This is a genomic window from Streptococcus sp. 1453 (assembly GCF_013276955.1).
Classification (GTDB): Bacteria; Bacillota; Bacilli; order Lactobacillales; family Streptococcaceae; genus Streptococcus.
On sequence record NZ_VMLZ01000003.1, the window covers coordinates 191487 to 205266 of the forward strand.

General features: G+C 40.6%; 14 protein-coding genes and 1 other annotated feature. All 14 genes read right to left on the bottom strand.

Annotation, left to right across the window (positions count from 1 at the left end; all coding sequences use genetic code 11):
- Positions 1-84 precede the first annotated feature (84 nt).
- The 14 genes from HW098_RS02810 to ppc all read right to left on the bottom strand — a co-directional run bounded on the left by HW098_RS02810 (position 85) and on the right by ppc (position 13773).
- The gene (locus HW098_RS02810) at positions 85-243 is read right to left on the bottom strand and encodes a hypothetical protein (RefSeq protein ID WP_007284777.1); all 159 of its coding nucleotides are present in this window, start codon (positions 241-243) and stop codon (positions 85-87) included.
- 9 nt (positions 244-252) lie between these two features.
- On the bottom strand, positions 253-1563 hold the full coding sequence (obgE, locus tag HW098_RS02815; protein ID WP_176139223.1) for a GTPase ObgE: 1311 nt from the start codon (positions 1561-1563) through the stop codon (positions 253-255).
- Positions 1564-1626: 63 nt separating this feature from the next.
- Positions 1627-1761: a DUF4044 domain-containing protein gene (locus tag HW098_RS02820; RefSeq protein ID WP_000863859.1), complete on the bottom strand. Its 135-nt coding sequence runs from the start codon at positions 1759-1761 to the stop codon at positions 1627-1629.
- Positions 1762-1819: 58 nt separating this feature from the next.
- Positions 1820-1996, bottom strand: a complete 177-nt coding sequence (locus HW098_RS02825) for a PspC domain-containing protein (protein WP_176139254.1) — start codon at positions 1994-1996, stop codon at positions 1820-1822.
- Positions 1997-2025: 29 nt separating this feature from the next.
- The gene (locus HW098_RS02830) at positions 2026-3351 is read right to left on the bottom strand and encodes a glycosyltransferase family 4 protein (protein WP_176139224.1); all 1326 of its coding nucleotides are present in this window, start codon (positions 3349-3351) and stop codon (positions 2026-2028) included.
- A gap of 15 nt (positions 3352-3366) precedes the next feature.
- Positions 3367-4491, bottom strand: a complete 1125-nt coding sequence (gene cpoA, locus HW098_RS02835) for an alpha-galactosylglucosyldiacylglycerol synthase (RefSeq protein ID WP_176139225.1) — start codon at positions 4489-4491, stop codon at positions 3367-3369.
- 33 nt (positions 4492-4524) lie between these two features.
- Complete coding sequence (locus tag HW098_RS02840; protein WP_176139226.1) at positions 4525-4854, bottom strand: metal-sulfur cluster assembly factor; 330 nt, start codon at positions 4852-4854, stop codon at positions 4525-4527.
- Positions 4855-4868: 14 nt separating this feature from the next.
- Entirely contained in the window at positions 4869-5978 is a 1110-nt protein-coding gene (rpoD, locus tag HW098_RS02845; RefSeq protein WP_000201907.1) for an RNA polymerase sigma factor RpoD, read from the bottom strand.
- Between the two features lie 2 nt (positions 5979-5980).
- A complete protein-coding gene (dnaG, locus tag HW098_RS02850) occupies positions 5981-7741 on the bottom strand; it encodes a DNA primase (RefSeq protein WP_176139227.1) in 1761 nt (586 codons plus the stop codon).
- Positions 7742-7830: 89 nt separating this feature from the next.
- Entirely contained in the window at positions 7831-8589 is a 759-nt protein-coding gene (locus tag HW098_RS02855; protein WP_020901797.1) for an ABC transporter ATP-binding protein, read from the bottom strand.
- Positions 8586-9452 (bottom strand): ABC transporter permease, encoded by an 867-nt coding sequence (locus HW098_RS02860; protein WP_176139228.1) that lies wholly within the window; start codon positions 9450-9452, stop codon positions 8586-8588. The genes HW098_RS02855 and HW098_RS02860 overlap by 4 nt, the downstream gene beginning before the upstream one ends.
- Before the next feature lie 68 nt (positions 9453-9520).
- The gene (gene trpX / locus HW098_RS02865; RefSeq protein ID WP_176139229.1) at positions 9521-10525 is read right to left on the bottom strand and encodes a tryptophan ABC transporter substrate-binding protein; all 1005 of its coding nucleotides are present in this window, start codon (positions 10523-10525) and stop codon (positions 9521-9523) included.
- A gap of 41 nt (positions 10526-10566) precedes the next feature.
- Positions 10567-10713, bottom strand: a complete 147-nt coding sequence (locus HW098_RS10455) for a hypothetical protein (RefSeq protein WP_000695828.1) — start codon at positions 10711-10713, stop codon at positions 10567-10569.
- Between the two features lie 76 nt (positions 10714-10789).
- Positions 10790-11007, bottom strand: a binding site (T-box leader).
- 69 nt (positions 11008-11076) lie between these two features.
- Positions 11077-13773 (bottom strand): phosphoenolpyruvate carboxylase, encoded by a 2697-nt coding sequence (ppc, locus tag HW098_RS02875; protein ID WP_176139230.1) that lies wholly within the window; start codon positions 13771-13773, stop codon positions 11077-11079.
- Positions 13774-13780: the final 7 nt, after the last annotated feature.

Here is a 13780-nt window from a genome sequence, read left to right on the forward strand (position 1 = left end):
GTGCTATTCCAGATTCAGTTTGCTATACATCCCGTCGTACCACAAAATCCCGTATCTGATGAGGCACGGGATTTTTTAGCTTCTTTACTGAGATGGATTGTCTTTTTTAGTTCGTGCCAATCTCAGAGCACGATTTGGATTGAGACGATTAAACAGTTCTTCCAATTTCTTTTCATTCCAAACGTCTGCGGCGGAAACAAAATTGCCATCCGCATCTCGGAAAGATATCGGTTTATCTCCCATACCAGTCTCCTAGTCTACAAATTCAAACTCAAATTTACCAATTCGGACCAAGTCACCATCTTTAGCACCACGCGCACGAAGGGCTTCATCAACCCCCATACCACGAAGTTGGCGGGCAAATTTCATGACTGATTCGTCACGATCAAAGTTGGTCATATTAAAGAGTTTCATGAGTTTTTCACCAGAAAGTACCCATGTCGCATCGTCATCACGGCTAATTTCAAAGGCTTTCTCTTCCTCGTCAAATCCATAGTAAGCTTCTTCTTCCATATCTGACTCGTCGTAGAGCAAGAATTCTGGTGTCTTGTCTAACAATTCAGCTGTCGCATCCAAGAGCGTTGCCAAACCTTGCTTGGTCAATCCAGAAATCGGGAAGATAGCTGGTAACTCTTCAAATTCATCGTAGTTTTCAGCCAATTTTTTCTTAAAGTCTTCAAGATTTTCCTGACTCTCAGGCATGTCCATTTTGTTGGCTACGATAATCTGTGGACGCTCCATGAGGCGAAGATTGTAAGACTCCAGCTCTTTATTGATAGCTAGGTAATCCTCATATGGATCACGGCCTTCGCTAGCTGACATATCAATAATATGAAGGATGACACGGGTACGCTCAATGTGACGGAGGAACTGAGTTCCCAAACCAACACCTTGACTAGCCCCTTCAATCAAACCTGGCAGATCGGCTACTGCAAAGGATTCGCCTGATTGGGTACGAACCATTCCTAGATTTGGCACAATTGTCGTAAAGTGGTAGGCTCCAATTTTAGGTTTAGCAGATGTGATAACACTTAAAAGTGTTGATTTCCCTACAGATGGGAATCCAACTAAACCAACATCTGCCAAAATTTTTAGTTCCAATTGTAACTCACGTTCCTGACCTGGTTCTCCATTTTCAGAGATTTCCGGTGCAGGATTTTTTGGTGTCGCAAAGCGGATATTTCCACGTCCACCACGACCACCGTGGGCAACGATAAATTCTTGCCCGTGTTCAATCAAATCTGTCAAGACCTTGCCTGTCTCAGCATCACTCACAGTCGTACCTTGTGGCACTCGAACTCTAAGGTCCTCAGCTCCACGACCATGCATCCCTTTGGTCATTCCTTTTTCCCCAGAATCAGCCTTGAAATGGCGATTATAGCGGAAATCCATGAGGGTACGTAGACCTTCATCTACAAAGAAGACGACATTGCCTCCACGACCACCATCACCACCCCAAGGACCACCATTAGGGACATATTTTTCACGGCGAAAGGCAACCATGCCATCACCACCATTACCAGCCTTGACCTTGATCTTAGCTGTATCTAAAAACATACTCATTTTTTCTTCTCACTTTAAAAAAGGGCTGGGAAATCCCAGTCACTAAATTTTCTTGAATCTATTTTATAGATTACTGAGGGCACCAATTGCAGTTGCAAAAATTCCCAATAAACTTGCTACTAGCATGATAATCACGATAAACAAGGTTATTTTCTCAAACATAGTTTTTTTACGATTTCCATTATCTCCAAATGCCATTTTTCTCTCCTTCGTTACATTCTATTTTCTATTATCTTAGCATGAATTGAGCTAGTTTTCAATAGTCAGTTGCTACAGGTGCTATAATCCATAAAATGATATAAGCTACAATTCCCGCTCCGTAACAGCAAGCAAGAACACCCCATATTACGCGAACAATAGTAGGATCCATATCAAAATAATGGGCTACTCCAGCACAAACACCAGCAATCTTTTTGTCACGCCCACTTCTCATTAATTGTTTTTTCATAGCTGTTCCTCTTTCTATTCTTCATGGTCTTTCCAATAATCTCTTATACTGATCAACTGTGTTTTTGAAGCCTTCAACATCCGTCTAGAACCTTTTACAGGCACAGCAACCACCTTTTGCGGTAGATACAAAACTGTCTTAAAGATACGCTGACTAACCGTATCATCTTTAGCCAAATCTTTCTGGAAGTTATTTGAAATAATGGCATCCAGATAAAACTCATGTACTCTTTTTCCAAAGTTCTCAGCTGAAATCTCATATAATTTCTCTGATAAGGTATGCTCATTCATATCTGGCGTTGCAATCAGGGCTTCCAAAATAGCGCCAGCCAAGTCATGTTCTCCATAGTACAAGGTTCCAAACATTTTATCACTGATAAGATTGTCCAGATAAGGATTTCCATGAGCAATGACAGGCGTTCCACTGGCTAAGCTTTCCAAGTAGGTCAAGCCTTGGGTTTCACTTGTCGATGCCGAGATGAAGAAATCTGCCGCCTTATAGTAAAGAGCCGTCTCACTAGGAGCAATCATACCTGTAAAGATAACAAAGTCTTGAATCTCTAGTTTCTGGGCCTGCTCTTTGAGGTCATCCAGATAAGGACCGTCCCCAGCTACCACCAGTTTAACCTTGTCTTCTTCTTTCAGAACTTCTGCAAAAGCTGCTAAAACTGCTTGAATATTTTTTTCATAGGAAATTCTCGAAAGACTCAGCAACATCTTTTCACCATCTTGAATCCCTAGTTTACTACGCAGTTCTTTCAAATTTTCCTGCTTGATTTCCGGACGTTCAAACTTGGCTAATTCAATCCCAGTTGGAATGACTCGTTTTTCAACCTTAACCTTATAGTCAGATAGCAAGTCTCGGACAATCTCACTCGGGCAAATCACCCCATCCACATCATGCAAAAAACCTCTAACCAGATACTTGACCATACTAGGACGAATCAACATCCCCTTAGCAATATAATGCACATAGTCTTCGTACTGGGTGTGATAGGTATGGATGACTGGAATCTTCAATTCACGCGCAATCCAAATCCCCAACAAGCCAAGAGAAAATTCTGTCTGGGTATGAATAATATCCAGCTGATACTGCTTGGCAATTTCAAGCGCCTTGCTGAATCCTCGATAGGCAAAACGGCGATCCTTAAAAGCAAAGAAGGGAACACTTGGAATGCGGATGATTTGCCAATCTTCATAACGATTGACATCCTTATCTGTTGTCGTAAAGATAAAAACAGCATGTCCCTGCTTTTCAAGTTCTGTTTTCAAGGTTCGAATACTGGTCGCAACACCTGAAACCTGAGGAAAATAGGTATCTGTAAATAAACCAATTCGCATAGATTACCTCACTTTTTACTTTCTCCCTAAAGCGGCTTGTTTCTCATAAAAGTCCAACCAGATTTGTAACAGGTGCTCTTCTGAATATTCTCTGGAAATATTCTTAGCCTTTTCTTTGAGGTCTTTTAAGGCAGCAGGATTTGCTTGATACTTCAGAATAGCCTCTTTCATCTCTTCTCTATCTGCTGTTGCCCGATAATTTCCCTCCAAAATCACCTTATAGAGATCTAAATCACGCAACATAATAGGAGCCTCACAACTAGCAGCCTCTAAAATCGTCATCGGAAAGAGCTCATTATAACTAGGCAACAAGAAAAGGTCCGCTAGGGCATACAATTCACGCATCCGCTCTGGTGATACAATTCCTGGAAAAATCAAATTTTTAGGAGGATTCTCCATCATTTTCTTGTAACGCTCATAACCATCTGTCATACCACCAAAAGAGAAACCACCGGCCCAAATAAAGGTAATTTGCGGCAATTCCTCAGCCAGACGGATAAAGTCATCAATCCCTTTGCGTTTCTGAACTTGACCAGCACCTACTACGATAAACTGATTGTCACTAAGACCTAGCTCTGTTCGCAGTCTGACTACCTCTTCTTGTGGAAGGGGGTGCCATTTTTCCTTGTTGACAAAGTTAGGGATATAGGTCACTTTTTCACGTGGAATACCAGCTGCCACCAAATCCTCAATGAACATAGGATTGACCACAACCAAGTGCTCCATCCGGTTGTAAAAAGAAAATACATAACGTTTGACAATTCCCTTTAAGAAAAATGGAATTTTCAAACTCCCCTCAAGTGTATCAGGCAAGAAATGTACATAGCCAATTTTCCTTCCTGAGCGTTTCTTTTGGAATGTTGATAAATAATAGGGGAGATCAATTGTATGAAAGTGAGTCACATCTGCCTCTATTGGAAGATTTTCTGTAACAATCAATTGGTCCTTGGCATCACGATGAAGAAGACGAACTAATTCACGGTAGGCACCTGAAACTCCTTGTCCTGCTACTTTCTCACTTGAACTCAACATATTGATGCGTAATTTCTTTTTTTCCATAACTACCATTATATCATTTTCTTTGAATAAAATCAGCAAAAGAAAGGAGAGACTAGAGGAAAAGAGGGGAAATTTCCTCACTTTTCCAGCGGTCTCTCACATGCTTTTATATGTTCACTTAATGCCTAGGGCAATGCGGGCATAGCGACTCATTTTTTCAACAGTCCAGGCTGGATACCAGACTAATTTAACCTCAGTATCCGTTACTTCTGGCACCTCTGTCATAGCATCATAAATCTGATCCGTCAAAAGGTCTGCTAGAGGACATCCCATAGTTGTCAAAGTCATATCAATCTCTGTTTGCCCTGTGTCGTCGTCAAAACGAATCTCATAAATCAAACCAAGATTGACAATATCGATTCCCAACTCAGGGTCGATGACTTCTTCCAAGGCTGTTAAAATTCGTGTTTTGATGTTTTCAATTTGCTCTTCTGTATAAGCCATATTTATCCTCACTCTTAGTCTTCAATAAAATCACGAAGCGGTTTGCTACGACTTGGTTGACGTAGTTTTCTCAAAGCCTTTGCTTCAATCTGACGGATACGCTCACGGGTTACGTTAAAGACTTTACCCACATCTTCAAGGGTACGCATTTTCCCATCATCTAATCCAAAACGTAGACGCAAAACATTTTCTTCACGGTCTGTAAGAGTATCCAAGACCTCATCCAACTGCTCACGCAAGACGATACGAGTTGTATAATCCACTGGATTTTCAATCACTTCATCTTCGATAAAGTCCCCAAGGTGACTATCATCCTCTTCACCAATTGGAGTTTCAAGGGATACCGGTTCTTGAGCAATCTTCAAGATTTCACGAACCTTATCAGGTGTCATATCCATACGTTCAGCGATTTGTTCTGGTGTTGGATCTTGTCCCAATTCTTGAAGGAGATTCCGCTGTTCGCGAACCAATTTATTGATGGTCTCAACCATATGAACTGGGATACGGATGGTACGAGCTTGGTCCGCAATAGCACGAGTGATAGCCTGACGAATCCACCAAGTTGCGTAAGTTGAGAACTTGAATCCTTTAGAATAATCAAACTTGTCAACAGCCTTCATCAAGCCCATATTTCCTTCTTGAATCAAGTCAAGGAACTGCATACCACGACCGACATAGCGTTTGGCTATAGAAACAACCAAACGAAGGTTTGCTTCCGCAAGACGTTGTTTGGCTTCGATGTCACCCGCTTCAACAGCCAGTGCCAATTCTTTTTCCTCTTCATTGGTCAAGAGAGGAACGACACCAATCTCTTTCAAGTACATACGGACAGGGTCATTGACCTTAGCCGAAGTTGACCCAATCAAGTCCTCATCGCTGAGTTCTGGTTCTTCTTCAGTACTAAGAACACGCGCACTTGGATTTCCTTCGTTATCTGTAATCGAAATTCCTGCATCTTGAATCCGTTGCAAGAGATCTTCAATCCCATCAGCGTCCAAGGTAAAAGGAACGACAAGACTAGCATTGATTTCATCATCTGTTGCTGTCCCTTTTTGCTTATGATTACGGATAAATTCTGCTACTTGTACGTCAAATGTTGTTACTTCTTTTTGTTTTGTTGCCATTATTACTCCATTCTTCTCTTTTGGGAAATTAAACGTTCCAATTCTTCTAGGGCTGTGTCTGTATCTCCTACATGGCTAGCTTCCTGCACCTTCTTTTTGATTCTCATATTGTCCTGATTCAAGAGAGCCTTGTTTCGAGTCATTTCTACTTCACTAAGTTCCTGCGGTGACATATCAACAGGCAAATCCTGAGCTAAGACTTGGTACCAAGCTCTTTCAATTTCCTCTGTCTGCTCTGCTAGAACTTCTGGAGGAAGATTGCCATACTGGCCAAGCAAATCATATAAGACCTGAAATTCAGGTGTATCAAATGCAAAATCTTCTCGTAAACGGTAATCGTTCAAAACAAGAGGAGATTCCATCATTCTATAAAGTAGATGAGCTTCTGCCCTCATAATAGCTGATAACTGCTTGGTGACAGGCATAGTGATTTGCGTCGGTCTGGAAACCCCTTCCATGCGATTCTGCCTTTGCGCCTGACGACTCTCATTAACAATCTGCTCAATCTGGGCATAATCAAAGGACGCCAGACTGTCAGCTAAAATATGAATATAGCTGTTTTGAGCAGTAATAGACTTTTCTCGAACAATCAAGGGAGCTATTTTTTCAATAAACTCAATCTGAGCCTGCAGATTTTCACTATTTTCAGGCTTGTACTGATGAATGTAAAACTCAATCGGACTAATACGAGTTTTCGTTAATAGATAGGCCAAGTCTTCTGGTCCATTTTTTTGTAGATACTCATCTGGATCCAAGTTATCAGGCATGCTGACGATCTGCACAGGCATATCACCAATTTCGTCCAGCGCTTTCAATGTCGCAGCTTGCCCAGCCTTATCGCCATCGTAAACAAGGACTAACTTCTTGGTTAACCTTTTCAGATGCTCAACATGCTCTCGACTCAAGGCTGTTCCCATAGACGCCACAGCGTTTTCGATTCCAGCCCGATAGGCTGCGATGACATCCATGAACCCTTCCATGAGGTAAATCTCACTGGCTTTACCAGAAGATTTTTTTGCCCTATCCATATGATATAATTCGTAACTTTTGTTAAAAATTGCAGTCGATCGGCTATTTTTATACTTAGAAGTTTGTGAATCCGTTTTCTGCCAGATACGACCTGAAAAGGCAATGACCTTTCCCTGGTCATTTGTCAGGGGAAACATAATCCGATTGTGAAAGGTGTCTACAAATTGATTTGCATCCGAAAGATAAAACAGTCCTGAATCTAGGAAATCCTCATCACGATACTGACCAGACAAACGTTGATAGAGATAGTTTCGTTCTGGAGGTGCCAAACCAATCCGAAAATGTTTGAGCACTTCATCTGTCAAACCACGCTGATAAAGGTAATTTCTCGCCTCTTCACCCATCGTAGTTGTCATGAGAATAGCATGATAAAATTTGGCTGCATCTTCGTGCATATCATAAAGAGCTTGGTGAGGCAAAACTTGCTTCTGCTCACTATAAAGCGGTTTTTCTACCTCTATCCCAACACGCTGACCTAAGATTTGGACAGCCTCCATAAAGGGAACCCCTTGGTACTCCTCGATGAACTTAAAGACATCACCAGAGCGACCACAACCAAAACAGTGGTAAAACTGCTTGTCCTCTACAACGTTAAAAGAAGGTGTTTTTTCACCATGAAAAGGACAGAGCCCTAGATAGTTCCGTCCTGCCTTTTGTAAAGAAATCACATCTCCTATGACTTCCACAATGTTGGCATTGTTTTTGATTTCTTCAATGACTTGTTTGTCAACCATACACAATACCTCCATGTTATCATAGTTTACTTTATATAGTATACTTTATTTCAGAAAAAAAGTAAACTATTTCACTCATTTTCCCTACTTTATTCAAAGAGTTGATAATAATCAGAGATTTTCATTTTTGCTTTTTCTTCTTGGTTCAAATCTTGGATAATCCGTCCTTCTTTCATGACAATCAAGCGATTGCCATACTTAAGAGCATCTTCCATGTGGTGAGTAATCATAAGGGCTGTCAGCTGATCTTTCTTGACAAATTCATCTGTCAATTCCATGAGGGCGACACTAGTCTTTGGGTCAAGAGCTGCAGTATGCTCGTCTAACAAAAGTAATTCAGGACGCTTCAAGGTTGCCATCAAGAGACTCAAGGCTTGTCTTTGTCCACCTGATAAAAACTCAATCGGTGTATTCAAGTGTTTCTCAAGACCATTTCCCACTTTTTCAATGGTTGCCTGAAACTCATCTTTATAGCTAGCCAGACGTCTCGGAAACAGTCCACGCTTTTCACCACGAAACTTGGCAATCAAAAGATTTTCAGCCACCGTCATACGGGGAGCTGTCCCCATCTTTGGATCTTGGAAAACACGTGACAGATACTTGGCTCTCTTCTCTGGTGAAAACTTGGTAACATCTTCACCCAAAATACGGATAGTTCCACTGGTTAGTGATAAGGTTCCTGCAATAGTGTTAAAGAGGGTTGATTTCCCAGCACCATTTCCACCTAAAATCGTGATGAAATCCTGTTCAAAAATTTCTAAGGAAACATCATTTAAAATAATCTTTTCTTCATCAAAGCCATTTTTAACGACTTTGGTTGCATTTTTTAATTCTACAATTGCTGTCATTTGCTTAATTTGGCTCCTTTCAAGATTGTTTGCTTAAATGTTGGAATCATGAGGCAGACTGCTAAAATCACTGCACTATATAGACGAAGGTAACTTGTATTAAAGCCAAGCGCGATAACTGCCCACACTAAGAATTGATAAGCGATAGAACCTACAACGATGGTAACCAGACGTTCTGCCAAGCTCAAACTCTTGAAAATAACTTCTCCAATAATCAAACTTGCAAGCCCCACAACGATGACACCAATTCCTCGAGACACATCGGCATAGCCTTCTTGCTGGGCAATGAGGGCACCTGCAAGGGCAATCACACCATTTGATAAAACCAAGCCCATAAGCTCCATGCGTCCAGTATGAATCCCGAAACTTCTAGCCATATCAGGATTGTCACCTGTAGCAATGTAGGCTTGTCCGAGTTTAGTGTCCAAGAAAAAGAGCATGAGAGCAATGACAAGACTAACAAAAATGAGACCTGTCAAGAGTTGATTTAAATCCGATTCAAAAGGCAAGGCATCCTGGATTTGTTTGGTTCCAAGTAAGCCTAAATTTGCACGTCCCATAATCAAGAGCATGATAGAATGACAGGAAGTCATCACCAAAATCCCTGATAACAAGGTGGGGATCTTCCCTTTTGTATAAAGAAGTCCTGCTGCCATACCAGCCAAACAACCTGCTCCTACAGCAACAAGTGTCGCTAAAAAAGGGTTCACGCCTTTGGTTATCAGAGTGACAGCAACAGCTCCGCCAAGAGGGAAGGAACCTTCTGTCGTCATATCTGGAAAGTTTAAAATCCTAAATGTCATAAAGATTCCCAGACCTAGAATAGCCCAGACAAATCCTTGAGAAATAATGGAAACAATCATATTTTATTTAATCCTTTCTATATTCATCTTTTTAAAAAATGGGAAGAGTTTCCTCCTCCCTACCTTATTTATTCGATGACTTGTCCTGCTTCTTTGAGAACAGACTCAGGAATCGTAATACCTAGTTCTTGTGCTATTTTTTTATTGATGACTGACTTACCAGTTGAAAAGACATTGACTGGGGTATCAGCTGGTTTCGCACCTTTCAAGACTTGTGCAATCATTTTTCCAGTTGCCACACCAAGGTCATGTTGGTCAACTACAACTGATGCCAAACCACCTACTTCTACCATAGCTGTGGCACTTGGATAAATTGGTTTCTTAGAACTTTGATTGCTAGAGACAACCGTTGGAAATCCTGATGCAATAGTGTTATCAATTGGAACCCAAATAGCATCTACCTTGCTAGTCATAACAGTAACAGTTGAGGCAATTTCATTTGTTGAAGGAACTGCAAATGTTTCCACTGTCAGACCTGCTTTTTCAGCATAAGCCTTAAATTCTTCGACCTGTGTTTTTGAATTGTCTTCGCTACTTGAGTAAAGAGCTCCGATTGTTTTCACATTCGGTGTCAGAGCCTTGATGAGTTCAACTTGTTGTTGAGCTGGATTGTGGTCAGATACCCCTGTAATGTTGCCACCTGGTTTTTTCAAATCTTTAACCAAGTTAGCACCGATTGGGTCAGTAATAGCGGCCATGATAACCGGTAGGTCTTTTGTTGCACTAGCCAAGCCTTGGGCTGCTGGTGTTGCGATACCAACCACAAGGTCATTGCCATTTGCAACCAATTGTTTACTCATTGTCGCAACCTTACTTTGGTCACCTTCTGAGTTCATAAAGTCGATCTTCAACTGGTCATCTTTATATCCTTCTTCTGCAAGTCCAGCTTGAATCCCTTTATAAATCAAATCAAGAGATGGATGACTCACAAATTGAAGCACACCAATCTTGGTTATTTTCTTCTCATCCTTATTATTCTGAGCTTCTGATTTATTCATTGAAGAGTAAATCAAGCTTCCTGCTACTAGGACTGCTAATGCAGCGACAATTCCAATTAAACGTTTATTTTTCATTCTGTTTCTCCTTTTTAATTCCTTTAAAATACTTCACTTATCTAATACTCTTCGAAAATCTCTTCAAACCACGTCAGCTTCACCTTACCGTAGCTATGGTTACTGACTTCGTCAGTTCTATCCACAACCTCAAAGCAGTGCTTTGAGCAACCTGCGGCTAGCTTCCTAGTTTGTACTTTGATTTTCATTGAGTATAAACAAGCGACGCCATCGTTTTCTTTCCATACTAACCTCCATCAAAAAAGTCCTCACACAAAAAACTTGTGTGAGGACGTCGATGCGCGGTACCACCTCAATTATAGGGAATTTCCCTATCGCTCTGTCTCGCAATAACAAGATGCACTGTAAGGTGTGCTCACCGAATTTTTATGATTTCAAATTCTAAATAGCATTCAGCCCAATTTTCATCATCGCCACTTATCTGTTTTCAGCTACCACAGACTCTCTTGAAAGTTTGTACGATTACTTTTCTGAATGGTTAAATTATATCATTTTTAAACTACTTGTCAATAGTCTATTAGAATTTTTTTCATCTTCACTTTTGAAAATGATTAGCCTGAATTACGCAAGCCTGTCGCAATTCCGTTGATGGTGATATGAATCAATCGTTCTTGATCACTAGACAATTCTCCACGACGTTGGCGTTTAATCAACTCTAACTGAATATAGTTGAGAATATTAAAGTAAGGCATACGGTAATCCAGACTAGCTTTTAGATATGGATTGTCAGCTAAGAGTTCGTCATGTCCTTCAATAGCCAAGATAACGTTCTTGGTAACTTGCCATTCATTTAAAATAGTCTCATAGATGGCCTTAACTTGCTCGTCTTCACAAAGTTTAGCATATTCAAAAGCAATATTCATATTTGATTTTGACAAGACCATATCAACATTTGAAAGAAGCGATTGGAAGAAAGGCCAATTTTGGTACATATCTCGTAAGATAGCAATATTCTCTGGATTTTTATCGATAAATTCCTTGAAGCTTGAACCAACCCCGTACCATCCAGGGAACATAACACGACTCTGTGACCATGAGAAGACCCAAGGGATGGCACGCAAACCACCGATTTCAGTAATCGTCTTACGAGCGGCTGGACGAGAACCAATATTAAAACTTGAAATAGCCTTGATTGGACTTGACTCGAAGAAATAATCATAGAAATGCTCATTACCAAAGACCAAATCACGGTAGATATCGTAACTACGATCCACTACTTGATCCATAATGGCTTCATAACGATTTGAGGTGTTGGTATCGCTCTTCTTCTGAGTAATCATACGGTTAATAGCTGCCGATACTAGCATTTCAAGGTTATAGTAAGCGGCGTCTTTGTTACCGTATTTATTCCCAATTACTTCACCCTGCTCCGTCAAGCGGATACGATCCTTGATAGACTTGAGCGGTTGGGATGTGATGGCTTCATAGGTTGGCCCACCACCACGACCGACAGTACCACCACGACCATGGAAGAAGGTAACCTTAACGCCAAATTCATCTCCAATAGCAGTCAATTGTTGTTGAGCCTTGTAGAGGGTCCAACATGATGACAAGTAACCGCCATCTTTATTACTGTCAGAGTAGCCAAGCATGATTTCTTGGTAGTTATTTCGTGAGGCAATCCATTTTTTGGCAAGGCTAAGAGAAAGATATTTTCTCATTGTTTCCTCTGAATGATCCAAGTCTTCAATTGTTTCAAAAAGGGGAACAATCTGAACACGCGCCCTTTCCGTATCCACCAGTCCTACTTCTTTTAATAGGACAGCTAATTCTAGCATATCAGAAAGGCTGGTAGCATGTGAAATGATGGTCTGACGGATGACATCATCTCCCAACTTATCTTTCAAAACACGAGCCGTCTTAAAAATAGCTAGTTCTTTTGCTAATAATTCTGATTTTTCTGCGTGAGTCGCAGAAAGAATTCGGGGATCTTTTTCTAACTCTTTCAAGAGAAGATCGCACTTTTCTTCTTCGCTCAACTCGCTATAGCGAGAATGAATTCCTGCTGATTTCAAGAGTTCTGCCACACAGGCTTCATAGACGCTAGAGTCTTGTCGCATATCAATTGATGCTAGGTAAAAACCAAATATCTCTACTGCCTGCAATAATTCCACAAAATCACCTGAAATCAAGGACTCGCCCTTATTTTCTAGTAGAGAATCTCGAATGGCAATCAAATCCTTGTAGAAATCATTGGCGGTTTCATAGCGAGTCCCAACTTCCTTATCCTCAATCAGATAGGTTTTAGTTGCTTGAATTTTTGATTGAATATCAAACAAGGCACGACGGTAAAGCTCTTTTTCGCGGTAAATCGAGTTATCCTTGGATTGACGAGCCATTTCTCTGACTTGCTTGCTGACGTTGACAATGCTAGTTGAAAGAGAAAATTCACGATAAAGTTGGTAAATCTTTTCATCATAGTAGTTCATGATGACTTCACACTGAGTGAGTGCAGACTGCTTCAAGGTCTCTGCTGTAACAAAGGGATTTCCATCACGGTCACCACCTATCCACATACCCATGGTGATTGGTTTAGCTTGTTTTAAATCCAGACCATGGGCTTGCGCTAAGCGCTTATACTCCGTCGTCAAATGAGGTACAGCTTTCAAAAAGGAACTGTTGTAGTATTCCATAGCATTCGTGATTTCGTTAGTCACTTTTAATTTTTTCTCACGAATCATGTCTGTCTGCATGATAATTTCGATGTAACGGCGCAAATCATTGTGCCATTTTTCTTTATTGATCAACCCCAACTTAACATCACGGTATTTACGCAAAAGACTATGAATATGATTTGTTAAATCCAACATACTTTTGCGTTGCACTTGTGTTGGATGGGCTGTCAAAACAGGGACAACATTCAAGTGTTCTAGGATCTCAACGGCATTTTCTTTTTCAGCAACCATTTTGATCGTTGTTGATAATTTACCTAAATAGTCCTGATCAATATTATTTTGATGATTGATTTCATAAGCTAAATCCACATCCTCTGAAATATTAATCAAAAGAGGCAAGATAGAGAAATAGCGTGAAATATAGACCATTTCATCATTTGATAAGCTAGTCACTAGACGGTTTAGACCTTGATAATCTTCCTGCGTTGATAATTCTTTCAACTGCATGATTTTTTCAAAGGTCTCTGGGGCAAGCATATTTTTAGTAATATCTTCCAGCAATTCTGTTAGAATCAATACTTCTTCTTGCACAACACTTTTATTACTATAATTTTCTAATTTTTGAAGAGACATAGACTAT